Here is a 26,508-nt window from a genome sequence, read left to right on the forward strand (position 1 = left end):
ATGTTTTGCGAGGAAAGTCCGGGCATTGCAGGTGAAAGTCAATGTCGGACTGCAACGCGGCATCGCGAAATCGCCTGACTGAGGCGCTTTTGCCGCCACCGCATCTGGTTGTTTCTAGACCCTGTTCATCCAGATATAGTGAGGTTCGACTCATCTGGTGGGAAAGGATTCGCCATGCCCCTGTCTGCGGACCAACAGGCTGAAATCGACGCGCAACGCGGGACGACCCAGCAGACGCTGCGCGCCACCGCCGCGGGCATGGAACAGCACCTTTACACGGCCATTCCCGTGCTCGATCACGGCTTTGTCCGGGTCATCGACTACATGGGCGACGATGCCGCGATCTGCCAGGCCGCGCGGGTGAGCTATGGCAAGGGCACCAAGTCGGTGCAGAACGACGAAGGGTTGATCCGCTACCTGATGCGGCACTGGCATTCGACCCCGTTCGAGATGTGCGAGATCAAGCTGCACGTCAAACTGCCGGTTTTCGTCGCGCGCCAGTGGATCCGCCACCGCACCGCCAACGTGAACGAATACTCCGCCCGCTATTCGATCCTCGACCGCGAATTCTATATCCCGGCGCCCGATGCGCTGAACGCCCAGTCGGTGATCAACAACCAGGGCCGGGGCGAGGCGCTGAGCGGAGAGGAAGCGGACCGCGTGCTGCGCTACCTGCGCGACGACGCGATGCGCTGTTATGATCACTATGAAGAGATGATCTCTCAGGACGGCCAGCAGGGGCTGGCCCGCGAGCTCGCCCGGATGAACCTGCCCGCCAACATCTACACCCAATGGTACTGGAAGGTGGACCTGCACAACCTCCTGCACTTCCTGCGCCTGCGCGCGGATGCCCACGCCCAGTACGAAATCCGCGTCTATGCCGACGCGATCTGCGCCGTCGTCGCCGACTGGGTGCCGTTCGCCTACAAGGCGTTCGAGGACTACCGCATGGGCGGTGCAACTCTTTCCGGCACAGCCCTTGAGTGTGTGCGCCGGATGCTGAAAGGTGAAGAGGTGACGCAGGAAACCTCCGGCATGAGCAAGGGGGAATGGCGGGAGTTTATGGGGGTTTTGGGGTGATGGAGGAACAAGTCAATTCGTTATCTGGTCAGTGGATGGGTCGTAATATTGGTGATCCGAGTTCACTTGTTGTGATCGATTTGGACGCTGTGAAAGATCGAGCGTGTGGTTCAGCATATTTATTTCCTGAAGACGACCGTATTCCGGCATCGTTCGCCAAAATCAATGTAGTAAACGAGTTTGTTGAGTTTTCGATCGAGGAGGATGTGGGGCACTTTGTCAGTGATTTGGGCTACTTCCCGACTTGGACGGAGTTAGGTGAGAGATTTCCGGATATAGACCTTCCCACTAAAGTTACAGCAACTTTTTCACCAATTGACCAAATAGAAGCAAAATTGACATGGGAAACAAATAAAGGAACCGGCGGAAGTGTGGCGCTAAGGCGTAAAAGTGGCGACGATAAATCATCTCTTGCATCAGAAGCGGAGGTCACGAACTGGAATGACTTTCAGAAATACGTTTCGGATCTCAATCCAAGTAGGCTTGTTTACCGGGGGCAATCTGAAAAATGGTCACTTAAGACTTCATTTCACCGAACAAGAAGGCGTGATCTGAATAGATATTTGAGCGAAGACATACCAAGACTTCAGCGAGCAACGAGCTCTAGACTTCGTCACGTGTTTGACTTAAGTAAACCATTTGAAAACGGTGCTTTCATGAATTTGGCCCAGCATCATGGATTTCCAACGCCATTGCTGGATTGGACTTACTCACCTTACATTGCCGCTTATTTTGCTTACTCGGGTGTGACCGACAAACATACGGGCGCGATAGTTCGAATATACGCATTTGACATCGACACTTACACTGAGAAATTTCCTCAGCACCAGACCTTGACATTTATGCGCCCTCATTTTTCTTTTTTGGAGGCCTTATCAATTGAAAACGATCGTGCAATTCCGCAGCAAGGCTTGCTGAGTTTAACTAATTTAGAGAATATTGAGGAATTCATCGAATACCAAGAACGAAGTGGTAACCGGTACTTACACGCGTTTGATCTTCCTGTTGAAGAGAAAGATAAAGCTTTGTCCGACCTGCGTTTAATGGGGATAACGAAGTCTACTCTTTTCCCAGGCTTGGATAGTATTTGTGAAGAGTTGAGGCATAGATATTTCTAATATTAGGTGGGTTTATCGAGTAGAATATCTATTTTTACGGAAATTGACTGATATTGCTCAGTTTCGCCCATCAAACCACCCCAGCGCGGAATCAAGGCCGCAGGCCGCCGTGCCAGCGCCGACCCGCCTGTCGCACCGAAGGTGCGCCGATATTGGGCGGCTCGCCTCCGGCGAGACGGGTTGGCGCTTTGTCGACCCAAGCGCCTCGTTCAGAGGTCTTCCGAACCGGGCAACCATAAAGCGCACAGAACTCCTGTAGCAGCGCCATCCCGCGGGTCGGCGCTGGCACGGCTCCGGCAAGCGGGTCGCCGGTTGACGCGTGGTCAGCTTCGCCGCCCGTCCTCTCGGTTTGTGACCGGAGGGGGCGGAATATGTCAGTCTGTGCGGGGCGTCACGCGGGGTCATGCGCTGATCCTTGCCGGTTCCCTGCCGCGCACAAATTTCCGCGCCGCGTCGCAGAAAAGTCGCCACGCAGCCGTGACCGCATCGTGGTGGAACGAACCGGCCCGCGTGCCCATTTCCCTCCTGTAACTGGCGACGATGTGCCGGAAAACAAACAGGAAATGGAGCGATCTCATGAAACGCACCCTCGCACTCACCGCCCTTCTGGGCACCATCGCGGCCCCCGCCGCCTTTGCCGGGAACGCCGACATCGCCATGGTCGAACCCGCGCCGACGGCCCCTGCGGTCACTCCGGTCGCGCCGATCCGCGACCGTGATTTCACCGGCTTCTCGCTGGGGGGTCAGTTGGGCTTTGGCAAGGTCGACACCGACGATGCGGCAGAGCTTGACGGCGACGGCGGCCTTTACGGTCTGCGCGCCTATTACGACTACGACTTTGGCAATTACGTCCTCGGCGGCGGCCTGCAATACGACGAGGCCGACATCGACCTTGACGGTGTCGCGACCGTCGACAAGGTGGTCCGCCTGGGCGGCCGCGGCGGCTACAACTACGGCGACAACCTTTTTTACGGCACGGCGGGCCTGGCCCGGGCGATCACCGAAGACGGCAGCGCGTCGGTCGGCGACTCCAACGGCTACTTCGTGGGTCTGGGCGCCGAACGCTTCGTGACCGACAACGTCACGATCGGGACCGAAGTGGTCTATCACAAGTTCGACGATTTCGAACTGGATGGACTCGAGGCGAACGCGACCACCGCCAACGTGTCGGTCAACTACCGCTTCTGATGCGGTCGGTGTCCACCATGATGCGCCCGGTCCTCGCAAGGGGGCCGGGCGCTTTCATGCCTGCGTGTCAGCCCAGGATGGCAGGCCAGTTCGCCTCGCCCTTGGCGATGTTGCCGGGGATGTCCTGCAGCCAAAGCTCCCGCGCGCGCAGGTTGGCATTGAGGTAGAGCGTGTCCTCGTAGACCGTCCAGGCCTCGGGCTGCGTCGGCGCGAGGTAGCCCTTGGAGGCCGCATAGGCGCAATAGCCGCCAAAGCGCGGGGCATAGCGCATCGGGTTCATCTCGAACGCTTCGCGGTTGGCAGCCGAGGCAAAGCGCCAGGTGGCGCCGCGCCACATCAGTTCGTGCGCGGCATCGCCCGCCACCGGGCCGCCTGCGGTGAAATAGGCCACCGGATCGGTGCCGTTGATGGCGATGGTCCTGGTCTGAAACACCTCGGGTTCGCGCGCCGCCGCCCCGCGGGGCAACAGCAGCAGCGCAGGCGCGGCAAGGGCAAGGCCAAGAGTCTGGCGACGGGAGAGGGTCATGGCAGCGGTCCTTTCGGGGTCATCCTGCGTCAAATAATGCGCCTTCCGCCTGACGCCTGCCAGTCGGGTTCAAGCGGACGTGAGCCGCCGTGGGCCGCCGCGAGTTGTCGGGCGGCACGCTAAAGGGGCCGCGGGTTTCGTAGCTAACGCATTGCGAACGTGACAGAATGCCCTCGCCTTCGGGATCAATCCACCGCGCGCGCCGAAGTCGGCGTTGAAACATTTCCGCCCCGGCGCGCGCCATCCGCCTGTAACATCGCAAAAGCGCGCGCCGCCGCGCTGAAACCACACCGGGAAACATTGCGTTTCTGTCTGAATAATTTGACTAATTTGCCCCGCTTGGTACGTTGATTGCAGACATTCATCAGACTTTGTTCATACGGGGGACGCCATGACTTTCACCAAAACCATCACCGCCGCCGTTGCGGCACTGACGCTGAGCGCCGGCGCGGCGCTGGCCTGGGATGACGCCTACAAGGGCGATGCGACGCATAACCCCAATTCCAACGTGCTGATGCATTCCTATCCCACCGCGGCCAACTATTGCCCCGCCGGTCTGCAGCCAGTGACGATGGGCGGCGTGATCTGCTGTGGTGAGCCGAACGCGGGCCCCTACGTCAACCGCGCAGGCGGGCACAAGCGCGTCCACAAGGCCAAGCGGCACGTCTATCATGCGCCGCGCGCCTATGCCCCCGCGGGCGAAAAGGGCGTCGTCTACCGCTAGGCCGAACCGGCCCTTGGCAAGCCCGGTCAGGCCGCGTATACGCGCGGCCTGATATGGAACAAGGGCCGGGCACATGCAGGGCAGCGCGAATCTCAACATCATGATCAAGGCCGCGCGCAAGGCGGGGCGCTCTCTGGTCAAGGATTTCCGCGAGGTCGAGAACCTGCAGGTGTCCATGAAGGGCGCGGGCGATTTCGTCAGCCGCGCCGACCTGGCCGCCGAGAAGATCCTGAAAGAGGAACTGATGGGCGCGCGCCCGACCTATGGCTGGCTGGCCGAAGAGGGCGGCGAACAGGACGGGCAAGACCCCACCCGCCGCTGGATCGTCGACCCGCTGGACGGCACCACCAACTTCCTGCATGGCCTGCCGCACTGGGCGATTTCCATCGCGCTCGAACACAAGGGCCAGATCGTGGCGGGTGTGGTCTTTGACCCGGCCAAGGACGAAATGTTCTATGCCGAAAAGGGCGCCGGGGCCTGGCTCAACGATTCCAAGCGCATCCGAGTCTCGGGCCGCACCCGGATGAGCGAGGCGATCTTTGCCACCGGTGTGCCCTTCGCCGCGAAACACACGCTGCCAGCCACGCTCAAGGACCTGGCCAAGCTGATGCCGGAATGCGCAGGCGTGCGGCGGTTCGGGTCCGCCGCGCTCGATCTCGCCTACGTGGCGGCGGGGCGCTACGACGGCTACTGGGAGCGTGAACTCAGGATCTGGGACATCGCCGCCGGTCTGCTCATCGCGTCAGAGGCGGGCGCGCTGGTGCAGGGCGTGCGCGAGGCGCAAAAACCGCTCGAGGATGGCACGGTGCTCTGCGCCAATGGTGCGCTTTTCGATCATTTCGCAGGGATCATCCGCAAGGTCTGACGCCGCGCGTCCACCCTTCTTCGGTTCAAATAACCTCGGAGAGCGCGAGAGGCTGGCCTCTCGCATCGCGCGTCAGCGCGATCCCGTGTCAGGCATCCGACGGGTGATTGACCCCGTCGTGCCACTTGATCGGGTCGTAGTCGCGCGGGTTCACACCGTCGATGGCGGCCATGTTCACCCCGTATTCGTTGGGGTTCGACCGGCGCCGGTGATGGGTGTAGATGCCGCAGACCGAACAGAAATGATGCTGCGCCGTCATCGTTCCGAATTGGTAGCGCGTCAGTGTCTCCGCGCCTTTGACGATCTCCAGCCCGTCCAGTGGCACGCTGACGGCGGGCGCGCCACGCCTGCGGCAGAAAGAACAGTCGCAACGCCGCGCGGCCTCCAACCCTTCTGACAGGGTCACGCGCAATTCCACCGCGCCGCAGTGGCAGGTCAATCTCAGCGGTTCGGTCATCGGCGTCGTCTCACGGCCGGGATGCGGCTGCGGCTCAGCTGGTATTTCGCCTCCGGATGCGGCGGGTGGCCATCGGTCCGGTCCCAGAACCGCGTGCCGCCCAGGCGCAGCCACAGCGGCAGGGCGAGGATCAGCCCGATGACAAAACCCCCGGCATGGGCCCAGTAGGCCACGCCGCCCGCATCTGCGGGCGATCCGAAGCCGCCGAAGATCTGCATCCCGAACCACAGCGCCAGCATGATCCAGGCGGGCATCGGAAAGATGCGGAAGAAGACGATGAAAAAGACGAAGATATCGACCCGCGCCTTGGGAAAGAGCAGCAGATAGGCCCCCATCACGCCGGCAATCGCCCCAGAGGCGCCCACAGTGGGGATCTGCGAATACGGCGCCACCAGATATTGCGCGAGCCCCGCGCCGACGCCGCTGACCAGATAGAAGACGGCAAAGCCGAAATGCCCCATCTCATCCTCGACATTGTCGCCGAAGATAAACAGAAACAGCATGTTACCGGCCAGGTGCATGAACCCGCCATGCAGGAACATCGAGGTGACAAACCCGGTATAAGCCTCGCCCGCGCTGATCCGCGCAGGGATCAGCGCCCAGTCGTAGTAAAAGGCCCACAGCGCCCGGTCATTGCTGAAAAGGTCGTATTGCAGGACGAAGACAAGGATATTGGCGACCAGCAGGGCGTAGGTCACATAGGGCGTGCGCCCCGACGGATTGTGATCGCGTATCGGAAACATGCCCCGACCTTGGCGGAAATCGGCGGGGCGTCAAGACACCCCGCCGCATTTCTGGGGTCAGGAGGCGCCGGCCAGCAGCTTGGCGTTGCCGCCCGCTGCCGTCGTGTCGACGCAGACGTGCCGTTCCATCCGGGCGTGGCCGCGGTCGGGCGCGCCGGTGATCAGCGGCAGGATCGCGCCCTTGCGGTCCGCAAGCGCCGCGCGGTACGCCCGCGCTGTCGCCGCGTCGCCCCACCAGATCGCACCCGAAAAGCCGTGCAGCGACGTCAGGGCGTCCGGGTCGACAGTACCCGTCGCGGTGACGGCGTCGCCGCCCAGGTCACGCACCATCTTCGCCTGCGCTTCTGCCGCGTCGGCGGTCGGGCCCAGGCACAGCACCGGCAGGCGGGGCAGGGTGGAAAGCACGTTGGATTCGCCCGTCGGCCCCGGCAGTTCAGTGCGTTCGGGCCGCATGTCCTGTTTCACCGCCTTCAGCGCCTTTTGCAGCCGCTGCGCGCTGTCGTCCATGTCCCAGCCATCGCTCACGGTTTCAGCATCGTGCAGCCGGAAGCGGTTGACGTAATCCGGCCCGCCCGCCTTGGGGCCGGTGCCGGAAAGCCCTTCACCGCCAAAGGGCTGGCTGCCGACGATGGCGCCGATCTGGTTGCGGTTCACATAGACGTTGCCCGCGTGGATGCGTTCCGACACATGCTGCACCCGGTCGTCGATCCGGGTTTGCAGGCCAAAGGTCAGCCCGTAGCCGGTGGCGTTGATCGCGTCGATCACCGCGTCGATCTTTTCACCCTTGAAGGTGGCGATGTGCAGGACCGGCCCGAAAATCTCGCGCTCCAGATCCTTGATACCGCCCACCTTGATCAGCGTCGGCGCGATGAAATGGCCCGCATCCGGGGTCGGCGTGGTCTTGATCACGCGGCCCTCTTCCTCGGCTTCTTCCACATGCGCGACGATCCCGGCCTTGGCCTCGGCATCGATAACGGGGCCCACGTCCGTGGTGATCTCCCACGGGCGGCCGATCTGCATGGCGTCCATCGCACCGGTCAGCATCTTGGTGAAATGCGGCGCAATGTCTTCCTGAACATAAAGGCAACGCAGCGCCGAACAGCGCTGGCCCGCCGATTGGAAGGCGGATTCGACGATGGCCGCGACCGCCTGTTCGGGCAGGGCGGTGCTGTCCACGATCATAGCGTTCAGACCGCCGGTTTCGGCGATGAATGGCGCGCCGGGGGCCAGGTTCTTGGCAATGCTGCGGTGAATGATCTGCGCCGTTTCGGTCGATCCGGTAAAGGCCACACCGCCCACCGCGGGGTTTGAGGTCAGCGCCGCACCGACGTCGCCGGCACCCGGCAAAAGCTGGAGCGCGGTCGGCGGCACACCCGCCTCGAGCAGCAGTTCCGCCGCGCGATGCGCGATCAGCGGGGTCTGTTCGGCGGGTTTCGCCAGCACCGCGTTGCCCGCGGCCAGGGCGGCCGAAATCTGGCCGGTGAAGATCGCCAGCGGGAAGTTCCACGGGCTGATGCAGGCAAAGACACCCACCGGCGGAGCGCCGTCGGCCCGCTTGGCGTAGTAGCGCAGGAAATCGACTGCCTCGCGCACCTCTGCGATGGCATCCATCAGCGTCTTGCCCGCCTCGCGCGCCAGCAGGGCGAAAAGTTCGCCATAGTTCTGCTCGTAAAGGTCCGCGGCCTTTTCCAGTACCGCCGCGCGGGTGGCGGCATCGGCGTTCCACGGCTGCGCCGCTTCGCAGGCGACGGCCACTGTGTCAGGCGTGGCCCAGCTGATCTGCCCTACGGTATCAAGCGGCCGGGCCGGGTTCGGCACCGGCTGGGTGTCGCCCATCGGTGCATCCGCCGCGACCAGCGGCGCGGCCAGCCACTGGTGCCGCTCGAACGGTGCGCGCGCCGCCTCGATCGCCTTGAGCGTCGGGCGGTGGCGCAGATCCCAGCCCTTGGAGTTCACGCGCTCGGGCGCGAAAAGCTCGGGCCCGGTGGGCAGGTTGGTGTCGCGCACCTCTTCGAACGGGTCGGCGGCCACGACCTCGGGGGGAACATCCTCGTCCACGATCTGGTTGACGAAGGACGAATTCGCGCCGTTTTCCAGCAGCCGCCGGACCAGATAGGCCAGCAGGTCGCGATGCGCGCCCACAGGGGCGTAGATGCGGCAGCGGGTGCCTTCCTTGCGCATGACGATGTCGTGCAGCGCCTCGCCCATGCCGTGCAGACGCTGGAATTCGTACTTGGCCGGGTCGCCGCCCATTTCCAGGATCGCGGCGGCGGTATGGGCGTTATGGGTGGCGAATTGCGGATAAATCCGATCGGTCATCCCCAACAGTTTCTTGGCATTGGCGATATAGCTGATGTCGGTCGCCGCCTTCGAGGTGAAGACGGGGAACCCGTCAAGCCCCGCGACCTGCGCCCGTTTGATCTCGGTGTCCCAATAGGCGCCCTTGACCAGCCGCACCATGATCTTGCGATCCAGCCGTGTGGCCAGATCGTAAAGCCAGTCCAGCGTCGGCGCGGCGCGTTTGCCGTAGGCTTGCACCACGACGCCGAAGCCGTCCCACCCGCGCAGCGACGGTTCCGACAGGACCGCTTCGATCACGTCGAGCGAGATGGCCAGACGGTCAGCCTCTTCCGCGTCGATGTTAAGGCCAATGCCCGCGCTGCGCGCCAATTGGCAAAGCGTCCGCAGGCGCGGCACGACGTAATCCATGACCAGTTCGTGCTGGGTCTCTTCATAGCGCGGATGCAGCGCCGACAGCTTGACCGAAATGCCGGGGTTTTCGCGGATATCCTCGGACTTGGCCGCCTCGGAAATGGCGTTGATCGCACGCGAATAGCTCAGGTGATAGCGCCGCGCGTCGGATTCGGTGCGCGCCGCTTCGCCCAGCATGTCGTAACTGTAGGTGTAGCCCTTCTTTTCCATGTTCGCTGCGCGCTTCATCGCCGCCTCGATGGTTTCGCCCAGCACGAATTGCGATCCCATTTCCTTCATGGCGCGGGCGACGGCGGTGCGAATCACCGGCTCGCCCAGGCGTTTGACGGCGCCGCGCAGGTGGCCCACCGGGCCCAGCTTGTCTTTCTTGAGGACCTTGCCGGTCAGCAGCAGCGCCCAGGTCGAGGCATTGACCAGCGGCGAGGTCGAATGCCCCATGTGCTTGCCCCAGTCCGATGGCGCGATCTTGTCCTCGATCAGCGCGTCGATGGTTTCGGCGTCCGGAACGCGCAACAGCGCCTCGGCCAGACACATGAGCGCGATGCCCTCGTCGGTGGAAAGGCCGTATTCCGCCAGAAACACCTCCATCAGGCCGGGCTTGGCGTGGCCCCGTATGCCGCGCACCAGTTCGGCCGCGCGGGCGCTGATCGCTGCGCGCTCCTCCTTGCTCAGACCGGCAGCCTCGCGCAGGGTGGCCACGGTCTTGGGTTCGTCTGCGTAAGTCAGCGTGTCGATGGTTGCGCGCAGGTCGGATGCGGTGTCTCTTGGCATGGTGTCCTCCGGGATGATGGGCTATGATAACGCGATGTTGGAAGTGTGTTCGACCTAAGGTTGGCGTTTTCAAAGTCGATTTGACTGATTTTCATGGGGTAGACGATGCAACCTGAAACTCTGGACCTTGATCGTTTCGACCAGGCGATTCTGGCCACCCTCGCGGAAGAGGGGCGCATATCCATCACCGATCTGGCCAAGCGGATCAGCCTGTCGAAATCCCCCACGCAGGCCCGGCTGCGGCGGCTCGAGGAATCGGGCGCCATCCGGGGATACCGCGCCATTCTCGATCCGATCCGGCTGGGCCTTGATCACGTCGCCTTTGTCGAGGTGCGGCTGACCGACACACGGGAAGAGGCGCTGGCCGCCTTCAACGCCGCCGTCGCGCGTATTCCAGAGATCGAACAGGCGCATCTGATCGCGGGTAATTTCGATTACCTCCTCAAGGTGCGGACGCAGGACATGCGTTCTTACAGGCTGGTGCTGGCGGAAAAGATTTCAACCCTGCCGCACATTGCCAACACCTCGACCTACGTGGCGATGCAGGCGGTGAAAGAGGATGGTCTCGCCGATGTGACTTGACCGGTCTGGCGGGCGCATCGACACTTTCCGACATGAAATACCTGATGTTTCTGGCCCTAGCCGTGATCGCCACCGCCGCCGCCGGGCAGGGCTGTCCGCCTGTCCCGGATCATTCCGACGCACTGTCGCAGCTACTGGCCGAGGTTCAGGCGGCCCCCAACGACCGCGCGGGGCAAGAGGTCTCCAACCGGATGTGGGAGCTTTGGACCGATGCGCCTGATGAGCCGGCGCAAGAGCTGCTGGATACCGGGATGCGCGCGCGGGGCAGTTATGATTACCTGCGCGCGATCGAGGCGTTCGACCGGCTGATCGCCTATTGCCCGGACTATGCCGAAGGCTACAACCAGCGGGCCTTCGTGAACTTCCTGCGCCAGGACTACGCCGCCGCCCTGCCGGATCTGGATCGGGCGCTGGAGTTGTCGCCCCGCCACGTGGCAGCGTTGGCGGGCAAGGGGCTGACGCTGATGGGGCTGGGGCGCGATGCCGAGGCGCAGGAGGCGCTGCGCGCTGCCGTGGCGCTGAACCCGTGGCTGTCGGAGAGGCATCTGCTGCAAGAAAATCAGGGCCAGGAACTCTGAGCCTTTACAGCCACGCGCGCCCCTGCGATGGTCCGCGCCGCTGGCCCGCGTGGTGGAATGGTAGACACAGGGGACTTAAAATCCCGGCGTCTCGTTCGGGAAGCGCAATAAAATCAAGGCTTTGTGCGTCCGTCTCGACGTTAAGGCCCGAAATAGGCCCGATTGAAGAGGTTGAAGGGAGAATCGCAGGCGAGATAGAAGGCCCCATGGCCCCGTGGCGGAATTGGTAGACGCATGGCACTTAAAATGCCTGGCCCGTATGGGCGTGAGGTTTCGAATACCTCCGGGGCCACCACCTTCACTCAGCTTGCCAGCGCGGCCTCTGCCACACGGAGCACCAGCGCATCTTCCCAGTCTTGACGGGCGTAGTTGTACCACGAAGACACGACACGGACGTTGTCCTCCGTGTATCCCTTGGCCACGTCGATCCTGTCCGCGCTCGGCGCCAGTGGCCTACGGAACGCGCCGTCGATGCGGTCCCAAGAGAGCGAGAGGCCGGTGACTTCGCAGACCCCGCGGTCCAGCCTACGCTCGACCCAGCCCCTAGACAGGTCGAAGTCGAGCCCGCGCACCTCAGCACTCTCCCGCCAGTTGGCCCACAAGTACCTCGCCGGCTTTGCGCTGCCGAAGCGGCGGGCTTGCAACTTTAGGCCGGCTTCTGGATCGGCCCCGACTTCGCCACGCAGCAGCGCCTCGCAGTAGGTTGCAACCGTCCTGTCCCGTAGCTGGCCCCGCATCACATTGTAGGCCCAGCATACCACCCGGACATTGCCCTCGACGTACCCGCCGCAGGGGTCCACCTGGTCTAGGCTCGGTGCCCACGGATTGCGGCCCGAGCCGTCCCAGTCCGTGCTGAGTGGCAGACCGGTCACCGAGCAGGTCATCGGCTCAAGTGCCTCCTCAACCCACGTTCTCGTCAGATCGAACTGGAGGCCGCGTGTGCGAGCGTTTCCCCGCGTGGCCTTGAACAGGTGGTACTGAAAGTTTTTGGCGCGGTCCTTCTTGCTGGCCGCACGCTTTGCGTCCCGGTATTCCGGCTCGGACCTGTAGCGCTCCCGCTGACGCTTGGCGGACCGGGCTGACCCATCGGAGTTCCGCATTGTATGAGCTAGGTCCGGGTCGCCACCTGCCTTCTTGAGGTAGCACTTCAGCTTCTTCAGTATCCGCGTACTCGTGCCAAGCGCATCGGCGACGGGGCTTGCCGAGCCGGTAGGCATAGTCTCGGTGCGGCCTATCCCGCGTGCGTCGAGTTCCGCTGCTAAGCGGTGAAAGAGGTCCGAGCGTTCCATGGCCTCACCCTGTCTCCTTGTGCCGCCCAAAGGGACCACCGTTTGGCCTCCTGGCGACGCCGTGTTGCGTCTTCCGCCACTTCGTCGCGCGCCGCGGCATCTCCAGGACGGCCAAGGCCATGGCGGCCGAGAGCAGCAGCCAATAGACCGGCAGGGCCCCCACGAGCCACGGCCCGACGCCGGGCGTTCGTGACCGTCTGAGCGTGGAAGCGAGGGCCAGCAGGCCGGACGTGCCCATGCCGCCAACCAACAGCCAACTCAGCGGGCTCCAGGGATCGACGCCCGCGATCAGCACGGCGACCCCGAGGGGGTAGGCCGTGGCACCCGCGAGGGTCCCGACGAGCTGGGCGTAGAGCGCCAGGAAGCTGCGGAGGCCGAGGTCGCGCGCCAGCCGCAACGGCCGTCGACCGTAGACCAGGGCCGTGACCAGGAAGCCCTTCAGCCAGCGCGACCGCTGCCTGACCCACGCACCCGCCGTCGTCGGGGCCTCCTCGCCGGTCCCGCTGTCAACGAACCGAGACCGCCAGCCCGCACGGGCCAGCCGGACGGCGAGGTCGGCGTCCTCGGTCACGTTGTGGGCGTCCCAGCCGCCGACCGAGAGCAGGACGTCCCTGCGGAGGTGGTTGCTGGTTCCGCCGATCAGGAAGGGCAGACCGGCCCGTGAGAGGGCTGGCAGGATCGAGCCGAACAGCACCTGATAGTCCAGCGCCCACAGCCTCTCCACCAGTCCACCGCCCTCGGCGTGGTCGCAGAACAGACGGCACTGGACGACCGCGAGGCCGGGGTCCGAGGCCGTCACGGCCGCAACGCGGCGGAGCTGGTCGGGGTCGGGGACGTCCTCCCCGTCGAAGATCGTCACGAGCTCCCCGCGGCAGATGGCGAGCCCGTAGTTGCAGGCACGCGGCTTGGTCCGTGGCGACCCGTCCGGGACGACGACCACGCGGAACAGCGCCTGCGCCATGTGAACCCGCGCGGCCTCGATCGTCTCGGCGTCACCCTCCTCCAGGAGGACCAGAACCTCCAGCCGGTCGGCGGGGTAGTCGAGTGCCAGCATTGCCCGGGCTAGGTCGGGCAAGACGTCGGCCTCCCGGTATAGAGGCACAAGGACCGAATAGGTCGGCAGCCGGTTCTCGCAGAGCGGCTCGGGCTCGGGTGCTGGCTTCCTGACCATCTCTGCCAGAGCAGCCAGCCTGAGGGCCGACGCGGCGACGTACGCCAAGGGTGAGGTGAGCACCATGGCCGCCGAGACGGCCATGCTGATGTATGGCTTGTCGCCCAGGGCGCGGGCCGCCTGTTCGGGTGCCACCGAGGTCGATGCCCACCGCAGTGGGTCCGCGACGGTGACGACGGGCGCTTCCGCCCGTCGAACTTCGTCCCGCATCTTCAGGCGGCCACACGGCGACCGGCGGGGAGTTCCGCCCCGCGCGGGGCTGGCACCCACGATACGAAGGCGTTGGACCTCTCGATCCGCCCCACGGCGGAGCCGACCCAGAAGGCGGGCGTGCAGTCCCGCCCGAGGTCGTCGATGACCGGGTGGCCCATTCTGTGGACCGTGACCCTCACCGCCTCGCCGACTACTCGGGTCAGTTCGCGGGCGTGGTCGAGGGCCTCGGACTGTGCCTCGGCCAGTTCGTCGCGGGTGTAGTATACGCTGTCCGCCAGCGTGATCCTGTAGAGCATGTCTCCGTCTCCTTTTCGAGGACCGCCAGGGTGGCGGCCGTGGAGACATGCTGTCGTGGAGGTGGGGTCTCGCGAGCGCCCAACCCACCGTTACTTCACGACTTTTCGCTTCGAGTTCCGAAGCAATTCGTCATCGCACGCAGGCGTTTTCCCCATTCGCGGGGAGTCCCACCCACGACATTCTATTCCCATCAACGCTGAGACGGAGACCTGACCATGACCGCCACGACCTACTCCTTCCACCGCGCCTACGACCACTCGATCGTCGAGGTGGCTGACCCCGTGAACCTCCAGCAGCGCGCCCAGTCGCTCTGCGCCGTCCGGGCCAACCACGGTGAGCGCTTCTACGTCCACAACGGCCGCGGCGTGGTCGCCGCCCTGCTGGTCAAGCCGCACGGCGCCTTCGACGTCCTGCGCGACGACTACCTTCGGTTCGACCCCGAGGCCCGCTGGACCCGCGACCACTTCGGCCTGACCAACGATTGAACCGGCGGGCGCACCGCGCCCGTCACCAACCCCAAGGAGACTGAGAGATGAACGCCATGACCAAGATTGAACCCACGCTTCACGACCGCGGCGCCTACGGGCAGATGACCATCGCCGAGCTGCTGGACGTCCACAACGACCTTGCCGAGCGGTGCGGGACTGACGTCCTCAAGTCGTGGAAGCGGGCCAAGCCCGAGCTGATCGACCGCATCGAGGCTCTCGGTGCCGATCAGGCTGACACGCACGAACCCGAGACCACCGAGAAAGCAGAGCCGACCGACGACGAAGCAGACGACACGCCCGAGCAACCGAAGCGCACGATCGGCGCTCTTGTCCAGGAACTCCTCATGGACGAGGCGCTGGGCTACGAGGCCATCCTGGAACAGGTCATGGCCGAGTTTTCCGACGCCAAAACCTCGGTGCGGTCCATCGCCTCGGTTGCCGCCAACCTTCGCAAGCGAGGGGTGGACGTGCCAATGCGGCGCAAGAAGAAAGGCTAACCCATTGACCTGACGCGGCGATCCCGTCGTGCAGCTTGATGCAGGGCCCTCCTGCGGCTAAGCTCAACTCCGGGTGGAGTGGGTTCGGCCGCAGGAGGGCCCTTTCGTATGGAGAACAAGCAGGGCAGCGGCGAGACCGCACGGGCGCTCATCAGGCGGGGCGCGAAGGACGAGGAGACACTGGAGCTCGTTCGGTTCCTCCACCCCGGCGGAAGGACAACGCTGAAGACAATCCAGTCTTATAGGTCCCGCATGCGCGATGACTTCGAGGACGTGCCGGTCGGACGAGACGCGCCTGGAATAGACCGCGCCTGCCTGCGCGAGCTGATCGTGACGGGCGCCCGTCCCGCCCCGGAGGACGAGGGCAACGATCCTGAGGCAAAGTCGGCCCGCCAGATAGCCCGTGAGAGCATTCGGGCCTGGAGGACCAATCAGCAGACCCTTGAGGACGTGCTGTCGACGCTACCGGGTTGCGGCTTCACGCCTCGACAGGTCACCGACACGCGGATGCGGTTGCGTGCCGCCGACGAGCGGATACCTACCGACAACGAGGTCCGTCGCTGGCAGGCGGGGGAACCCTGGACCGCTGACCTGACGCCGCCTCCCGGCCTCAAGCCACCCTCCTGACCATACGCTAGATATTCGGCATTCCGTTGTCGGCCCATACTCGATATGGTGTCCGGAAACGGTATCGCAGAGGGAGTCGGTCGGCATGCGGAAGTTCGAGGATCAGGATCACACCATCTTGCACGGTGACGTCTTGGAGGCGCTGGCGGGCGTCGAGACGGACAGCGTCGACCTGATCTTCGCAGACCCGCCTTACAACATCGGCAAGGACTTCAACGGCCTCCGCGACCTCCGGGACGAGGGGGAATACCTGGACTGGTGCCGCGAGTGGATCGACGAGTGCGTCCGCGTGCTGTCTCCGACGGGCACCTTTTACCTTATGTCCTCAACCCAGATGATGCCCCACCTCGACCTCCACTGCCGCGAGCGGCTGGAGGTGTTGTCTCGGATCGTCTGGACCTACGACAGCTCGGGCGTCCAAGCCCGGAAGTACTTCGGGTCGATGTGGGAGCCGATCCTCCACATGGTGGCGGACCCGCGATCCTACGTGTTCAACGCCGACGACATCAAGGTCGAGGCCAAGACGGGAGCAAAGAGGAACCTGATCGACTACCGGAAGGACCCGCCGCAGCCGTACAGCAACGAGAAGGTGCCCGGCAATGTGTGGGACTTCGCGAGGGTCCGCTGGCGGATGGACGAGTACGAGGACCACCCGTCGCAGAAGCCCGAGGCGCTTCTGGAGCGGGTGGTTAAGGCGTCCAGCAAGCCCGGTGACCTGGTGATGGACCCCTTCGCGGGCACCTTCACGACATGCGCCGTGGCCGCACGGTTAGGGCGTCGGACGCTCGGCATCGAAGTCAACGAGGGCTACGTGAAGGTGGGCCTGAGGCGCGTCGGCGTCCCGTCTGACTACCCGCCCGAGGAACTTGCAAAGGTGAAGGCCCGAAAGACCAAGAACCGGTCCAAGCGGGACCGCGGGGAGGCCGCTGACGCAGACGTCGGCCAGGCTACGCTGCTCTAGTCGAGGAGGCCGTACTCCAGACGGAACTGGAGCGCGAGCTCGTCCTTCATCCTTCCGACCGATGCGGCGTCCCCCGGTAAACCGGCCAGTATGCGCCTGAGGTCGGGCAGCGTGTAGACCTCCTCGAACAGGCCCATGTATAGGTCCACCTGAGGCTCAGTGTAGCGGCCGGAGCGGAGTGCGTCCGACCTGATCGTCTTGCGAGCCGCGTCCGCCGTCGCCTCCACCTTTACCACGAAGCTGATCGGGAAGCGGTTCACCTTCTCGAAGTCGAGGAAGTACTTGCCAAAGTCCAGGGTCTCAGTGACCTGGAAAAAGCGACCGAGTGGCTTGAGGACGAAGTCGATGCCTCCGTCATTGGCGTTGGTGCGGCCCGAGCGGAACAGCCTGAGCGGCTCTTGGACCACGGTCTCCCTGGTCTCGCCCACCCAGACGGAGCGCCCGCGAAAGTGCTCCGCGAGCAGCACGTATGACACGATCTCGAACAGCCGCGCGTCGGAGTTCGGCTCGAACGCGCCCGCCAGGAACTCTCCGAGTTCGTCCGCGTCGCTGAGTGCCTCGACCTCGTCCAGATACGACGTCTGCTTTTCCGTGATGAGCCTGACGTACTCGCGGACCACGTCCACGATGAATGCTGCGGCCTCTGCTGGCGGGACGCCGTCATGGGCTAGCAGGTCGGGCGAGATGCGCCGGGCCTTCTGCCCGTCCACAACTGTCGCCTGCACGGGCAGCAAATCCCCGTCTACGCCCATCTGTCGACGGAACTCGTCGTTCAGGCGGTTGTCCAACGGGTGGTTCTGCAGCTTCGACCCGAACGGGAGCTCGCGCATTCGCGCCAGGAGGTCTGTGAACCTGGAGCCGTCTGCCTTGCCGTCTACGAAGTCCTCCGCGACTACGAGCAGAGCGTAGACGTTGCCGAGCGAGCGCCGGGCCTTTGCTCCCCTCGACGCCGCCTTGGTCTTGCGCTCCAGGTAACGCACCAAGAGGGCGTCTGAGCCGAGGCCGTGACGCTCCGCGATGGTGGCGACAAAGGAATCAGGTTCTAGTAGGTCGAGCTGCTGGTCCATACCAGCAGTAGACGCTCAAGCCACGTTGCGGTCAAGGACGACTCGTGTCCGCAGTCATGAATATGAAAAGGCCCGCGTCTCGGATGGAGACGCGGGCCTTTTCGGTTGTCGTTCGTGCAGGCTGTTACCGAGCCAGGCTCTTGCGGGCTTCGTCCAGTTCCATCGACGTCACGCCACCGCGTTCAAGTTCCTGGGCGTCGTCGCGGGTCTGCATCAGCGCCTTGCCCATGTCGGTGTTGAGAGCCCGGTCGTATGCCTTATGGAAGCTCTCGCCCGGCTGTTGGATGCTCTTGGCCAGTTCATCGAGTTGCCGTTCGGCAGCCTGACGGTTGGCCGCTGCGGCCTTCCGCACGTCATGGATCGACTTCTCGGTGACCGTGGTAGCGGGCCGTTTCGAGCGGGGCACGTCGATCTTCGGGAGGTTCAGCTTGTCGGCGAGCTGGGCGTACATGGCGTCCGCCTCGGCGTCGGTGGCATTCACCAGCGCGTCGTAGAGCCGGCGCTGCTTCTCGCCCATGTGGGCCAGATGCTGGTCGTTCTTGGTCATGGTCTTCTCCTGTGATTGCACGGCCGCGCGGGCTGTCGCGACCTGTTCCTCGAGGAGCTCGACCTCTTTCGCGAGCTCCATGACTTCCTCGGCGTCGGCCTCGTCCCGCGCCAGGCGGCCGAGTGCGTCCTCCAGTTCCTTCTTGCGATCCTCCAGCCGCTTCAGCTCTGCGGTGTGGCGCTTTCCATCCTGGGTCATCCGGCCTTCTCCATCTTCTCCAGTTCCTGCTTGGCCTCGCGGGCAACGTTCGGCTGCGGGCTCTCTGCGCGAACGCGAAGCAGCTCGGCGCGGAGCGACTCCGCGACCCTCTCCTCAGCGGCCGTCAGGGACAGGCTGTGCCGGTCCTTGATCGGGGTTTCGATCCCGAGGGCGCGGGCCAGGGTCCCGCCGCCAGCGTGGATCAGCGCTTTGACCAGCGGCTCGGCCAATCGCTTGTTGGTCAGTCCTCGCTCGACGGCCGTCAGGTCGCCCCCTGCACCGGAGACGGTGCCGAGGTCCCTGCGGAGCGCCTCCTGATACGCGGGCCACGCGGTGGCGAGCGCGGTCAGCGCATCGTCCACGCCGGCAGCCAGCTTTGCCCGTTCGGAGGTCTTGTGCAGGGCGGCCTCGGCACGCTTGCGGCGCTCGTTGCGATGCGCGCTGGCCTGCGTCGCGGTCAGCCGGTCGTTCAGTTCCGCCAGCGCGTCGTCGATGACCGCGATGCGGGTCGAGATGGCCACAGCGACGTTGTCGGGTTTGTCGCCGCGGATCAGCGCCTCGCGCTCATCGACGCGGGCCTTTTCGAGCTCGCCGACCAACCGTTCGCGGTCGGCGCGGAGCTCGGCGATGCGGGTCTTTATGTCTTCCTGAGTCTTCACGGGCATCCGTCCTTTCCTGTGTCGGGGACGGCGGCCAGGGCCCGTCGTCAACCCTGGCCGCCAGGTGTCGGGAGAAGGAGGCTCATGACCAACCGACACGAGACCACGATGCCGCGACGGGACGGTGCGGGGGACCAGCGTTTGACCGCCCGGCGTCGATTGTTGGCGCTCAGACTTCGACGTCCTGCTCCAACTGGAGGAGAAGGTCACGCGGCACGCCTCGCATCCCACCGAAGTAAGCGGGGCAGTCCTGCACCTTCGAGCGGTACCACCGGAGACACTTCTGGTTGGGGTGCGGCGCATTGGCCGCACGGCAGGCGACCATCACCGCCCGCACCCATCCCCTAGGCAGGGCGAGAGTCCCCGAGGCGTACCACATGCCCACGATCATCCTGACCGCGTTGTTGGCCGGCGGCAGGTCGGACAGCGGGCAAAATCGCTCGTCATCCACGGCCTCGGCAACCAGGGCGTCGGCCTCGCGCTGGGTAGCGTGGAACAGGTGTTTCGGCAGGGGGTGGGGCGACGGGTCAGTCATCCAGTGCCACGCCCAGGTCGAGGAGCCGATCGCGCTTCCGCCGGATCAACTCGAACCGCTCCTCCTGCTGCCGCTCGACCTCGTCGAACTCTCGCTCCAGTTCGGCGAGCTGCTGCTTCTCGCGGGTCACGATGCGATGGGGTGTCTGGTCCTGCATGGGGTTTCTCCTGTGAGGGGGTATGCTCGCAAGATGCCGCGACGGGGTGACGGAGTACGCCCACGTGTGCGCCGGGCCCCATGTCGGGCCGCACGGGTGGCGGTCACCAAGCGCTTGACAACGCTGAGCTATCCGACCCCTCGGAGGGGCGAATGACTGGTGGTCACTCGTAGTACGGCGTGCCCTCGATCCAGGCTATCAGGTCGGCCCGTTCCCCATCTTCCAGGTCCATCCGGGCGCGGATCGACCGGATCGCCTCGTCGCGCACGGCGGCGCTCTCCCACGGCACCGGCTCGCGGCGTTCGGCCATCTCGACCAGCAGGCCGTCGTCCTGGGAGTGCAGGTAGCCCGCGCACGTCCGCATCAGGGCATGGGTCCCGTCGGCGAAGGCCCTGGTGAGCACGCCGCCGGGTGAGATGAGCGTGACGTACGTGTAGGGCCTACCCATCGTGACCTCCGGGCTCCTCGGTGACGAGTTCGGCATCGACCACGTCCTCGGCCGTCGAGGCGGTCTGGACCGGCGTCGGTCGGACGAGACGCGGCTTCCTGGCCGGCAGCTCGTTGTTCACGGTCGTGCTGACGTTCAGGTTCGTGGTGGCGGGCCCGTCCACGCTGGGAACGCGCTTGTCGATCAGCTTCGACAGGATGCGGGCGTCGACGTGCGACACGTCCAGGACCATCACGGGCTCGAAGTCCTCGTCCAGCAGCGGCTCGCCGTTCTCGTCGGTGGCCCGCACCCATCGACCGAGGCCGAGCTCGCGGGCGGTGTCCACCACGTCCTGGGTGAGCTGCTCCTGGTGGACCTGCATTGCCAGGTCCCACGCGCGCTGGAAGTCGGCGTCGCGGTGCTTCCAGTAGTACACGCTGGTGCGGGGCAGGCCGAGCTGCGCGCAGGCCACCATCACGTTGCCGGTCTCCACCAGGCGCTCTAGGAACGTCCGTTTCAGGTCGGGCGACGGTTCGGCCGCGACGTGCATCGTCAGGTCGGTCATCGACCCCTCCTTTCGGGCCTCCCGTCGGGCCGCGCGTTCAGCCCCCTCCAACTACTTGAGAACGCTGAGCAATACGGCACCCTCCGAGGGGCGAATGATCGGTAGTCCTTCGAGGGGCACGGCGCCTCACGCGCGAGCCTGCCTCGGAGACTTCGAGGTCAGGTTGTCGCGTTCCTCCCCTATGGGAAACCAGCGTTGTACGGCGATCTAGGGGGCCGGTTTCTCGGTGCCCCATCATCCAAGCGATAGGACGGGACGTCCGTTTCGGCGCCTGAGTCAGTTTTCGGCGTCCTTTTCGGCGATACGGTCCAAGGGGACGTGCATATGCGCGCATTCATATAATCAGAAGTCGAATAGCCTACCTATACTATCCATTCATACCGATGAGCCGAAAAGGCTCAGGTAGGCTCTACGGGCTCTGTATAGAGAAATGCGCGCATATGCCCGCCGCCCCTTGAACAGGACGACGGACTACTTGGCGTTCCCAAGTATCCAGCCCGGCCGCTCAGGTCGCGTCCTCGGCGTCGAGCACCCTGAACCTGGACGACCGGCGCTCGGCCTTCACCTCCAGGTAGTAGGTGCCCGCCGCGACGCCGCCGTTCCGGACGAGCTCGCGGCCGATCCACGCCTTGTCCCGCTTGCCGCCGAACAGGGCCTCAACCATGGACTCCGCGCCCTCCATCATCTCCCGGCCGAGTGGGCAATCGAGGTCGTCCGCAGCGCCAGCCACGAAGGCGGCGAGGTCGGCACCCGTGGCCCATTCGTCGTCGAAGGCGAGCCGCCAGGTCTCCATCGCGTCCATCAGGTCGCTGCGGTCCATGTCGGTGGCCTTGACGTCGGCGATGGTGTCGGCGGGGTCCGCCATCCCGCACCAGAGCAGCAGCCCGCGCACGGCGGTCCAGTCCTCGAAGGAGCCGAGCGGCGCCGGGTCGGCGGGTCGTCCCGCGGCGAGGTACGCGGCCAGGGCCTCCAGCAGGTCAGCCACGAGGCGGGGCCTCTCCGCCCTTGCCACCGCGACGGGGTCGAAGTCGAAGACACGGCGCTCGGGCTCGGCGCACTTCGCGTCCAGGCGGCACTTCACGGCCCGGCGGCAGAAGTCGCCCGCGACCACGATGTTGTTGCCGGTTGCCATCGTCATGAGCCTCGTGTTCAGGACCTCCTCCTCGGTCTTGCCCAGGACGCGGATGGACGCGGGGTCTTGCGTCAGGACGATGTTCAGGATGTTGCCGTCGAGCCGGTCGCCCCGCTTGGCGTCCACGTTGTCGAACAGCACGACCGGGTTCCCGCGGCGGTACAGGGCCGCGATGCGCTTCTCGTTCTCGTCCTCGGAACTCGCCCAGGCTGACGCGGACGGCTCGACGCCCGTGGCCAGGACGCCGACCACCGAGGCCATCTTGGACTTGCCCGTGCCGGCCATCGCGGCATCGAAAAGGTGCATCGGCGCGGTGCGGAGCGTCGGTCGGACGAGTGCGGTGACAAGTGCCGACATGGCGACCGAGCGGCTGGCGTCGTCGACGAACGGCATCCCGCGGAACAGCGCGTGCTCCACCCGCCGCAGCCGCTCGACCGCACCGTCCCTGCCGACGTCGGGCTCGATGCGTGGGAAGTCGCCCGGGTCGAAGACGGCGAGGAGGCCCGTATCCGGGTCGATGCCGGGCCTGTCCACGATCTGGCCGGTGCCGACGTCCACGGTTGGCGCCGCGACCATTCCGGTCAGCGAGTGGAAGGGCCAGTCGCCCTGGTCGTTGAGGATCAGCCGTGCCACCTTCACGGGCGGGTCGGCGGGCACGTTCTTGGCCTTGCCCTTGCCTTCGCCGTTCCTCGGCCTCTCGACCGCGCGGCGGTACCAGTCGGCCGTCTCCGCCATGCGCTTCTGGAGCCAGTGCTCGTTGATCGGCATGAGCACGGTCGCGCCTGCCCGGTGCCTGACGCCCGACTCGTCCGTGGTGCGGCCCAGCCTTAGGGGCCGGATGAGTTGCCCGTGGCGCTGAAGGACCTCGTGGCCCGCGCCCTCGAACAGGGCCTCCTTCGCGGCCTTGGCCATGGCAAGGAGCCGACCCTCGCCGACGCGGACGCTCGGTCGGGTGGGTTTTGGCTTCTCCGCCGCCTCGGGCGGGACGTCGTCGGGATCGAGGTCGTCGAAGTCGTCCTTCGCGGGCGTGCGAGGGATGGCGTCCTCGGCCCCGGCGTCGCGGAGCAGCTTGTGCAGTGTCTTGTAGGTGACGCGGGCACCCTTGTTGTCGGAGTGCAGGCTGTCCCAGCGCAGGCCGATTATCGTCCCGTGGTCGGCGTACTCGGGGTCTCGGGTGCACCACTCGATGAACTCGTCCCGGCCGTCGCCCGCCGTCGCGTGGTGACAGGCCTGCATGAGCTGGAGCCAGGCGTCGTGCTCACGGAAGTCCTCGGGGTCCAGGGCGTCGAGCATCCGTGCCAGTTCGTCCTGGTCGTGCTCACCGCCGCCGGTCGGGGCGGCGCCATCGGGTCTTCGGATCAGGTCGAGCAGACTGTCGGGCGCCGGGTCGGCGCCGAGTGCGTCTAGCTCGGGACGGTCCGGGTCCCAGAGGTATGGCTTCAACGTGTCGGGGTGGATCGAACCCGGCGCGACGACCTGACGGCCGAAGGACTTGAACTCGACGCCAGGGTACTGGTCGTTGAGGCTGTCCCTGGTGGAGACGTCCTCGGGCTTCGTCATGTAGATGTGCAGACCGCCGCTGCCGGTCACGACGGTCGGATACTGGTCGATGTCCAGGCCGACGTCCGCGCAGAGCCTGCGGAACGGGTTTTCGGTCGTCAGGTCTTCACCCTCCGGGAAGCCACGCGGGTCCACGTCCAGGATCAGGTCTGCCCTCGTCAGGCGGACGCCGACGTTGTCTCCGGCCTCCATGTGCGTGACCTGGTCGGCGGAGCGGTAGACCCGCTTGGTCCAGTTGTTGTGGGCTGGGCTCTTGCCCCTCTTACGCCGCTTGCCCTTGTACTCGTCCTCGTAGGCGTGGTTGTGCAGCGGGATCAGGTGCATGCCCGAAGCGAGGTAGGGTCGCAGCTGATCCGGGTCGGTCATCGGTTGTTCGGTCATCGGTCAGCCCCGCCGGTTGGCGACGTAGGCATCGACGGCGGTGCGTGTGTAGAACACCGCGCGCCCCAGCTTCACGAACTCGGGCCCCGCGTCCGGGTACTGGCCTGTGGTCCGCCAACTCCGGTACTGGTTCAGGGTCTGGACGGTGTGGCCAGTGGCCTCCGCGGCCTGCCTCGTCGTGAGCAGGTCGTTCAACGAGGGCGTAGCGGGGCCGTCCCCTGCTGTATAGTTCTTCACATCAGACATGAGCGTCTTTCCCTTTTCTGGTTGCTCATTCGGTGGGCCGTCCGAGGCGGTCGGGCGGTCCACACCTTACAAGCGCAAGTGTGTCGAGACGCAGGTGTCACGTAAGCCAGCGTGGGTCGCCTGCAGTCTTAATGCTGGCAGACTACCCGGCGGCATAGGCGGCTGGATATAAACGAATCGCGGGGAGCGCGGGGCGCTAACCGCCCGTTAAAGGATCCTAGACGCCGTGATCCATGTAGGGCTCACCGTCCTTCGCCCGGCGGCGGTCGGGCCTGGCGGCGCGGCGTCGTGCGAGGTCGACCAGGTACAGCTCGTCCCAGAATATCGGCGCGGTCGAGAACGTAAGGGCGTCCTCCGGCTCTCCCCAGAGTATCTTCCCGTCCTCGCGGTGGATGATCGGAAAGCGGTCTGCGAAGATCGCCACGGCCCAGACCGTGTTCTCGTCGTCGCGGTCCCAGAGCAGCCTGCGGTGGATGAGATCGACGAAGAGCTCCAGGAAGTGGAACTCGTCCTCCTTCCCCTCCATGATGAACAGGGTCAGGACGAGGATGTACTCGACCTGCTCCCAGTCCTGGGCGTCGATGGGTTGGTGGGCGTGGACGAGGCCGCTCATTCCAGCGGCTCCTGGCGCAACCCGTCCATGAAGGCCCTGAGGTCGTCGACGGCGTAGAGGCACTTCCGCCCGACGCGGTGGAACGCCGGGCCGCCGCCCTTCATCCTCCAGAGGTCGAGCTGCTGCTTGCTCAGCCCCATGAACTCGGCCGCCTCGGCCACGGGCAGGTACGCCCGCGGCGGGGCCGCGAGCCTCGCCTCAATCCGGTCCAGTCTTTCCACGATCTCTTGCATCCTCGGCGTTCCTTACGGGTGTCGGTATGCGTCGATCGTGCCCGAAGCGGCAGCCCGCGTAACCCAACACTTCTCACCGGACCCTATGGGCCGGTGCGGCCGCGGTATCCCGCGATGAGCCCCGCGACTCTCTCGCTCGCCTCCCGCATCGGCCCCAGCAGGTTCGCCCGCGTCACGTAGTTCCAGGTCACGCCTGCGGGCCGGTGGTTCAGGAGGACCATCGCCATCTGCAGGTCCACGCCGGCCTCCAGCGCCATCGTCCGCCAGGTGTGGCGCAGTCCGTGCGGGGCGTAGGGCCAGTTCTTCGTCCTAGCGAAGTGCTCGACGTGGCCGCTCTTTGAGGTGGGTGAGGCGAAGACGAACGGGCTTTCAAGGGGCGCGGTCAGGTCCCTCACGGCGGCGAGCTCCTGGACCAGCATCCGCGGCAGTGGCAGCTTGAACGCCTTGGCCTCGCCGCCCTTCGGCGATGGCACCGTCAGGACGCCGTCCGCGTCCAGGTGTTCCCACCGCATCGAGCGCGCGTCATTGGACCTGAGGCCGGTGAGGAGCATGGTCAGCCAGCAGGCGCGGCGGACCCGGTCCTCCATCGCGTCGAGCCGGCGCCACATCTCGGGCATCTCGGCGGGCGGGATGGCCCAGTCACGCGGGGTCTCCTTGTTCATGCGCACCGCCCGCGAGACGGGGTTCGGCGGCAAGTCGTGTGTACGGGCGACGTCGTTTAGGACCAGCTTGAGCACCCGCATCGCGCCGTTGGCACCGTAGGGACCGGCCTTGCGGGTGATCTTCTCGTGGAGCGCCCTGACGGTCTCCCGGTCCACCCGGTCGGCCGGTAGCTTCGCCAGCGACCTGAGCGGTCCCTCTATCTTCTGCCGGTACCACTGCTGCGTCCTCGGGCTCAGGTCCGTGCGGCCTTCGAGGTAGCGGTCCAGGGCTTCGGCCACGGTCGGCACGCTCGCCTTCGGCGTCCTCGGGTCCTCGCCGCGCCTGAGCGCCAGGCGGAGCTCTGTCGAGCGCTCCCTGGCTGTCCTGAGCGCGACGTCGCCCGTCCTGCCGAGCACGACCGAGACATAGCGGTCGGTGCCGTCGTTGATCCTGCCGACGAACTTGTAGGAGCAACCGCGCTTCCCGACCACGACGCGGAGGCCAGAGACCTCGGCGTCGTATAGCTGGGTGCCGGGCGGATGTTCTTCTGCTGCCCTGTTGACTGTCGCTTGCGTGAGTTTGGTGGCCATGGCCGAATCCTCCTAGGCCCGGGCCCAGGCCCGGGTTGAAACACTGCGTGTTAGGTTGCGATAGGAGGA

At 65.2% G+C, this 26,508-nt stretch carries 30 protein-coding genes and 1 tRNA gene; 12 read left to right on the forward strand and 19 right to left on the reverse strand.

Going from position 1 to position 26,508, the window contains the following annotated elements:
* The first annotated feature begins 174 nt into the window (after window positions 1–174).
* The 3 genes from thyX to ACOXXX_RS03465 all read left to right on the forward strand — a co-directional run bounded on the left by thyX (window position 175) and on the right by ACOXXX_RS03465 (window position 3,386).
* Entirely contained in the window at window positions 175–1,080 is a 906-nt protein-coding gene (gene thyX / locus ACOXXX_RS03455; RefSeq protein WP_422825153.1) for an FAD-dependent thymidylate synthase, read from the forward strand.
* On the forward strand, window positions 1,050–2,198 hold the full coding sequence (locus ACOXXX_RS03460; protein ID WP_422825154.1) for an FRG domain-containing protein: 1,149 nt from the start codon (window positions 1,050–1,052) through the stop codon (window positions 2,196–2,198). The genes thyX and ACOXXX_RS03460 overlap by 31 nt, the downstream gene beginning before the upstream one ends.
* 576 nt (window positions 2,199–2,774) lie before the next feature.
* Window positions 2,775–3,386, forward strand: coding sequence for an outer membrane protein (locus ACOXXX_RS03465; RefSeq protein ID WP_422825155.1), 612 nt, complete (start codon window positions 2,775–2,777; stop codon window positions 3,384–3,386).
* A gap of 67 nt (window positions 3,387–3,453) precedes the next feature.
* Here the strand turns inward: ACOXXX_RS03465 and ACOXXX_RS03470 are convergent, their stop codons facing one another.
* On the reverse strand, window positions 3,454–3,912 hold the full coding sequence (locus ACOXXX_RS03470) for a YHS domain-containing (seleno)protein (protein WP_422825156.1): 459 nt from the start codon (window positions 3,910–3,912) through the stop codon (window positions 3,454–3,456).
* A gap of 391 nt (window positions 3,913–4,303) precedes the next feature.
* On the opposite strand from ACOXXX_RS03470, the gene ACOXXX_RS03475 reads away from it, so the two are divergent.
* Together ACOXXX_RS03475 and ACOXXX_RS03480 are read left to right on the forward strand one after the other, a co-directional pair.
* On the forward strand, window positions 4,304–4,636 hold the full coding sequence (locus ACOXXX_RS03475) for a hypothetical protein (RefSeq protein WP_422825157.1): 333 nt from the start codon (window positions 4,304–4,306) through the stop codon (window positions 4,634–4,636).
* A gap of 73 nt (window positions 4,637–4,709) precedes the next feature.
* Complete coding sequence (locus tag ACOXXX_RS03480) at window positions 4,710–5,501, forward strand: inositol monophosphatase family protein (protein ID WP_422825158.1); 792 nt, start codon at window positions 4,710–4,712, stop codon at window positions 5,499–5,501.
* 88 nt (window positions 5,502–5,589) lie between these two features.
* On the opposite strand, the gene ACOXXX_RS03485 is transcribed toward ACOXXX_RS03480, so the two are convergent.
* The 3 genes from ACOXXX_RS03485 to putA are packed head-to-tail and all read right to left on the reverse strand — an operon-like array spanning window position 5,590 to window position 10,184.
* A complete protein-coding gene (locus ACOXXX_RS03485) occupies window positions 5,590–5,958 on the reverse strand; it encodes a GFA family protein (RefSeq protein WP_422825159.1) in 369 nt (122 codons plus the stop codon).
* Complete coding sequence (locus ACOXXX_RS03490) at window positions 5,955–6,701, reverse strand: rhomboid family intramembrane serine protease (RefSeq protein ID WP_422825160.1); 747 nt, start codon at window positions 6,699–6,701, stop codon at window positions 5,955–5,957. Before ACOXXX_RS03490 ends, ACOXXX_RS03485 begins: the two co-directional genes overlap by 4 nt.
* Before the next feature lie 57 nt (window positions 6,702–6,758).
* Entirely contained in the window at window positions 6,759–10,184 is a 3,426-nt protein-coding gene (gene putA / locus ACOXXX_RS03495) for a bifunctional proline dehydrogenase/L-glutamate gamma-semialdehyde dehydrogenase PutA (protein WP_422825161.1), read from the reverse strand.
* Window positions 10,185–10,289: 105 nt separating this feature from the next.
* On the opposite strand from putA, the gene ACOXXX_RS03500 reads away from it, so the two are divergent.
* The 3 genes from ACOXXX_RS03500 to ACOXXX_RS03510 all read left to right on the forward strand — a co-directional run bounded on the left by ACOXXX_RS03500 (window position 10,290) and on the right by ACOXXX_RS03510 (window position 11,639).
* Window positions 10,290–10,766, forward strand: coding sequence for an Lrp/AsnC family transcriptional regulator (locus ACOXXX_RS03500; protein WP_422825162.1), 477 nt, complete (start codon window positions 10,290–10,292; stop codon window positions 10,764–10,766).
* A gap of 32 nt (window positions 10,767–10,798) precedes the next feature.
* Complete coding sequence (locus ACOXXX_RS03505; protein ID WP_422825163.1) at window positions 10,799–11,344, forward strand: tetratricopeptide repeat protein; 546 nt, start codon at window positions 10,799–10,801, stop codon at window positions 11,342–11,344.
* Between the two features lie 208 nt (window positions 11,345–11,552).
* A tRNA-Leu gene (locus tag ACOXXX_RS03510) sits at window positions 11,553–11,639 on the forward strand.
* 7 nt (window positions 11,640–11,646) lie between these two features.
* Here the strand turns inward: ACOXXX_RS03510 and ACOXXX_RS03515 are convergent.
* Genes ACOXXX_RS03515 through ACOXXX_RS03525 form a run of 3 tightly spaced genes read right to left on the reverse strand, consistent with a single transcriptional unit; the run spans window position 11,647 to window position 14,313 of the window.
* A complete protein-coding gene (locus ACOXXX_RS03515; RefSeq protein ID WP_422825164.1) occupies window positions 11,647–12,633 on the reverse strand; it encodes a hypothetical protein in 987 nt (328 codons plus the stop codon).
* A gap of 4 nt (window positions 12,634–12,637) precedes the next feature.
* On the reverse strand, window positions 12,638–14,014 hold the full coding sequence (locus ACOXXX_RS03520; RefSeq protein ID WP_422825165.1) for a glycosyltransferase: 1,377 nt from the start codon (window positions 14,012–14,014) through the stop codon (window positions 12,638–12,640).
* A 2-nt stretch (window positions 14,015–14,016) separates the two neighbouring features.
* Entirely contained in the window at window positions 14,017–14,313 is a 297-nt protein-coding gene (locus ACOXXX_RS03525; protein WP_422825166.1) for a hypothetical protein, read from the reverse strand.
* Window positions 14,314–14,529: 216 nt separating this feature from the next.
* On the opposite strand from ACOXXX_RS03525, the gene ACOXXX_RS03530 reads away from it, so the two are divergent.
* The 4 genes from ACOXXX_RS03530 (at window position 14,530) to yhdJ (ending at window position 16,887) form a co-directional block, all read left to right on the forward strand.
* Window positions 14,530–14,799: a hypothetical protein gene (locus ACOXXX_RS03530; protein WP_422825167.1), complete on the forward strand. Its 270-nt coding sequence runs from the start codon at window positions 14,530–14,532 to the stop codon at window positions 14,797–14,799.
* 47 nt (window positions 14,800–14,846) lie between these two features.
* Window positions 14,847–15,299 carry a hypothetical protein gene (locus ACOXXX_RS03535; protein WP_422825168.1) on the forward strand — a complete coding sequence of 151 codons (453 nt, stop codon included), beginning with the start codon at window positions 14,847–14,849 and terminating at the stop codon, window positions 15,297–15,299.
* Between the two features lie 108 nt (window positions 15,300–15,407).
* A complete protein-coding gene (locus tag ACOXXX_RS03540) occupies window positions 15,408–15,926 on the forward strand; it encodes a hypothetical protein (RefSeq protein ID WP_422825169.1) in 519 nt (172 codons plus the stop codon).
* Window positions 15,927–16,011: 85 nt separating this feature from the next.
* Window positions 16,012–16,887, forward strand: a complete 876-nt coding sequence (gene yhdJ, locus ACOXXX_RS03545) for an adenine-specific DNA-methyltransferase (protein WP_422825170.1) — start codon at window positions 16,012–16,014, stop codon at window positions 16,885–16,887.
* Here the strand turns inward: yhdJ and ACOXXX_RS03550 are convergent.
* From ACOXXX_RS03550 to ACOXXX_RS03605, 12 genes are all read right to left on the reverse strand, one after another.
* Window positions 16,884–17,954 carry a hypothetical protein gene (locus ACOXXX_RS03550; protein ID WP_422825171.1) on the reverse strand — a complete coding sequence of 357 codons (1,071 nt, stop codon included), beginning with the start codon at window positions 17,952–17,954 and terminating at the stop codon, window positions 16,884–16,886. The genes yhdJ and ACOXXX_RS03550 overlap by 4 nt on opposite strands.
* A gap of 124 nt (window positions 17,955–18,078) precedes the next feature.
* On the reverse strand, window positions 18,079–18,699 hold the full coding sequence (locus ACOXXX_RS03555; protein ID WP_422825172.1) for a hypothetical protein: 621 nt from the start codon (window positions 18,697–18,699) through the stop codon (window positions 18,079–18,081).
* Window positions 18,696–19,364 (reverse strand): hypothetical protein, encoded by a 669-nt coding sequence (locus ACOXXX_RS03560; RefSeq protein ID WP_422825173.1) that lies wholly within the window; start codon window positions 19,362–19,364, stop codon window positions 18,696–18,698. The genes ACOXXX_RS03555 and ACOXXX_RS03560 overlap by 4 nt, the downstream gene beginning before the upstream one ends.
* 163 nt (window positions 19,365–19,527) lie before the next feature.
* Window positions 19,528–19,893 (reverse strand): hypothetical protein, encoded by a 366-nt coding sequence (locus ACOXXX_RS03565; RefSeq protein WP_422825174.1) that lies wholly within the window; start codon window positions 19,891–19,893, stop codon window positions 19,528–19,530.
* Window positions 19,886–20,050, reverse strand: coding sequence for a hypothetical protein (locus tag ACOXXX_RS03570; protein WP_422825175.1), 165 nt, complete (start codon window positions 20,048–20,050; stop codon window positions 19,886–19,888). Before ACOXXX_RS03570 ends, ACOXXX_RS03565 begins: the two co-directional genes overlap by 8 nt.
* A gap of 163 nt (window positions 20,051–20,213) precedes the next feature.
* Complete coding sequence (locus tag ACOXXX_RS03575; RefSeq protein WP_422825176.1) at window positions 20,214–20,498, reverse strand: hypothetical protein; 285 nt, start codon at window positions 20,496–20,498, stop codon at window positions 20,214–20,216.
* Window positions 20,491–21,042 (reverse strand): helix-turn-helix domain-containing protein, encoded by a 552-nt coding sequence (locus ACOXXX_RS03580; RefSeq protein ID WP_422825177.1) that lies wholly within the window; start codon window positions 21,040–21,042, stop codon window positions 20,491–20,493. Before ACOXXX_RS03580 ends, ACOXXX_RS03575 begins: the two co-directional genes overlap by 8 nt.
* A gap of 505 nt (window positions 21,043–21,547) precedes the next feature.
* Window positions 21,548–24,115, reverse strand: coding sequence for a bifunctional DNA primase/polymerase (locus tag ACOXXX_RS03585; RefSeq protein ID WP_422825178.1), 2,568 nt, complete (start codon window positions 24,113–24,115; stop codon window positions 21,548–21,550).
* A 3-nt stretch (window positions 24,116–24,118) separates the two neighbouring features.
* Window positions 24,119–24,361, reverse strand: coding sequence for a helix-turn-helix transcriptional regulator (locus ACOXXX_RS03590; protein WP_422825179.1), 243 nt, complete (start codon window positions 24,359–24,361; stop codon window positions 24,119–24,121).
* Window positions 24,362–24,578: 217 nt separating this feature from the next.
* A complete protein-coding gene (locus tag ACOXXX_RS03595) occupies window positions 24,579–24,974 on the reverse strand; it encodes a hypothetical protein (protein WP_422825180.1) in 396 nt (131 codons plus the stop codon).
* Window positions 24,971–25,207 carry a helix-turn-helix transcriptional regulator gene (locus ACOXXX_RS03600; RefSeq protein ID WP_422825181.1) on the reverse strand — a complete coding sequence of 79 codons (237 nt, stop codon included), beginning with the start codon at window positions 25,205–25,207 and terminating at the stop codon, window positions 24,971–24,973. Before ACOXXX_RS03600 ends, ACOXXX_RS03595 begins: the two co-directional genes overlap by 4 nt.
* A gap of 83 nt (window positions 25,208–25,290) precedes the next feature.
* Window positions 25,291–26,439, reverse strand: a complete 1,149-nt coding sequence (locus ACOXXX_RS03605) for a tyrosine-type recombinase/integrase (protein ID WP_422825182.1) — start codon at window positions 26,437–26,439, stop codon at window positions 25,291–25,293.
* Window positions 26,440–26,508 lie beyond the last annotated feature (69 nt).

Source organism: Thalassococcus sp. BH17M4-6 (assembly GCF_049323015.1).
In the GTDB taxonomy this organism is placed as follows: Bacteria; Pseudomonadota; Alphaproteobacteria; order Rhodobacterales; family Rhodobacteraceae; genus Puniceibacterium.

Coding starts and splice junctions, on each gene's coding strand:
- thyX (WP_422825153.1), top strand. CDS start 175: ATGCCCCTGTCTGCGGACCAACAGGCTGAAATCGACGCGCAACGCGGG.
- ACOXXX_RS03460 (WP_422825154.1), top strand. CDS start 1,050: ATGGCGGGAGTTTATGGGGGTTTTGGGGTGATGGAGGAACAAGTCAAT.
- ACOXXX_RS03465 (WP_422825155.1), top strand. CDS start 2,775: ATGAAACGCACCCTCGCACTCACCGCCCTTCTGGGCACCATCGCGGCC.
- ACOXXX_RS03470 (WP_422825156.1), bottom strand. CDS start 3,912: ATGACCCTCTCCCGTCGCCAGACTCTTGGCCTTGCCCTTGCCGCGCCT.
- ACOXXX_RS03475 (WP_422825157.1), top strand. CDS start 4,304: ATGACTTTCACCAAAACCATCACCGCCGCCGTTGCGGCACTGACGCTG.
- ACOXXX_RS03480 (WP_422825158.1), top strand. CDS start 4,710: ATGCAGGGCAGCGCGAATCTCAACATCATGATCAAGGCCGCGCGCAAG.
- ACOXXX_RS03485 (WP_422825159.1), bottom strand. CDS start 5,958: ATGACCGAACCGCTGAGATTGACCTGCCACTGCGGCGCGGTGGAATTG.
- ACOXXX_RS03490 (WP_422825160.1), bottom strand. CDS start 6,701: ATGTTTCCGATACGCGATCACAATCCGTCGGGGCGCACGCCCTATGTG.
- putA (WP_422825161.1), bottom strand. CDS start 10,184: ATGCCAAGAGACACCGCATCCGACCTGCGCGCAACCATCGACACGCTG.
- ACOXXX_RS03500 (WP_422825162.1), top strand. CDS start 10,290: ATGCAACCTGAAACTCTGGACCTTGATCGTTTCGACCAGGCGATTCTG.
- ACOXXX_RS03505 (WP_422825163.1), top strand. CDS start 10,799: ATGAAATACCTGATGTTTCTGGCCCTAGCCGTGATCGCCACCGCCGCC.
- ACOXXX_RS03515 (WP_422825164.1), bottom strand. CDS start 12,633: ATGGAACGCTCGGACCTCTTTCACCGCTTAGCAGCGGAACTCGACGCA.
- ACOXXX_RS03520 (WP_422825165.1), bottom strand. CDS start 14,014: ATGCGGGACGAAGTTCGACGGGCGGAAGCGCCCGTCGTCACCGTCGCG.
- ACOXXX_RS03525 (WP_422825166.1), bottom strand. CDS start 14,313: ATGCTCTACAGGATCACGCTGGCGGACAGCGTATACTACACCCGCGAC.
- ACOXXX_RS03530 (WP_422825167.1), top strand. CDS start 14,530: ATGACCGCCACGACCTACTCCTTCCACCGCGCCTACGACCACTCGATC.
- ACOXXX_RS03535 (WP_422825168.1), top strand. CDS start 14,847: ATGAACGCCATGACCAAGATTGAACCCACGCTTCACGACCGCGGCGCC.
- ACOXXX_RS03540 (WP_422825169.1), top strand. CDS start 15,408: ATGGAGAACAAGCAGGGCAGCGGCGAGACCGCACGGGCGCTCATCAGG.
- yhdJ (WP_422825170.1), top strand. CDS start 16,012: ATGCGGAAGTTCGAGGATCAGGATCACACCATCTTGCACGGTGACGTC.
- ACOXXX_RS03550 (WP_422825171.1), bottom strand. CDS start 17,954: ATGGACCAGCAGCTCGACCTACTAGAACCTGATTCCTTTGTCGCCACC.
- ACOXXX_RS03555 (WP_422825172.1), bottom strand. CDS start 18,699: ATGACCCAGGATGGAAAGCGCCACACCGCAGAGCTGAAGCGGCTGGAG.
- ACOXXX_RS03560 (WP_422825173.1), bottom strand. CDS start 19,364: ATGCCCGTGAAGACTCAGGAAGACATAAAGACCCGCATCGCCGAGCTC.
- ACOXXX_RS03565 (WP_422825174.1), bottom strand. CDS start 19,893: ATGACTGACCCGTCGCCCCACCCCCTGCCGAAACACCTGTTCCACGCT.
- ACOXXX_RS03570 (WP_422825175.1), bottom strand. CDS start 20,050: ATGCAGGACCAGACACCCCATCGCATCGTGACCCGCGAGAAGCAGCAG.
- ACOXXX_RS03575 (WP_422825176.1), bottom strand. CDS start 20,498: ATGGGTAGGCCCTACACGTACGTCACGCTCATCTCACCCGGCGGCGTG.
- ACOXXX_RS03580 (WP_422825177.1), bottom strand. CDS start 21,042: ATGACCGACCTGACGATGCACGTCGCGGCCGAACCGTCGCCCGACCTG.
- ACOXXX_RS03585 (WP_422825178.1), bottom strand. CDS start 24,115: ATGACCGAACAACCGATGACCGACCCGGATCAGCTGCGACCCTACCTC.
- ACOXXX_RS03590 (WP_422825179.1), bottom strand. CDS start 24,361: ATGTCTGATGTGAAGAACTATACAGCAGGGGACGGCCCCGCTACGCCC.
- ACOXXX_RS03595 (WP_422825180.1), bottom strand. CDS start 24,974: ATGAGCGGCCTCGTCCACGCCCACCAACCCATCGACGCCCAGGACTGG.
- ACOXXX_RS03600 (WP_422825181.1), bottom strand. CDS start 25,207: ATGCAAGAGATCGTGGAAAGACTGGACCGGATTGAGGCGAGGCTCGCG.
- ACOXXX_RS03605 (WP_422825182.1), bottom strand. CDS start 26,439: ATGGCCACCAAACTCACGCAAGCGACAGTCAACAGGGCAGCAGAAGAA.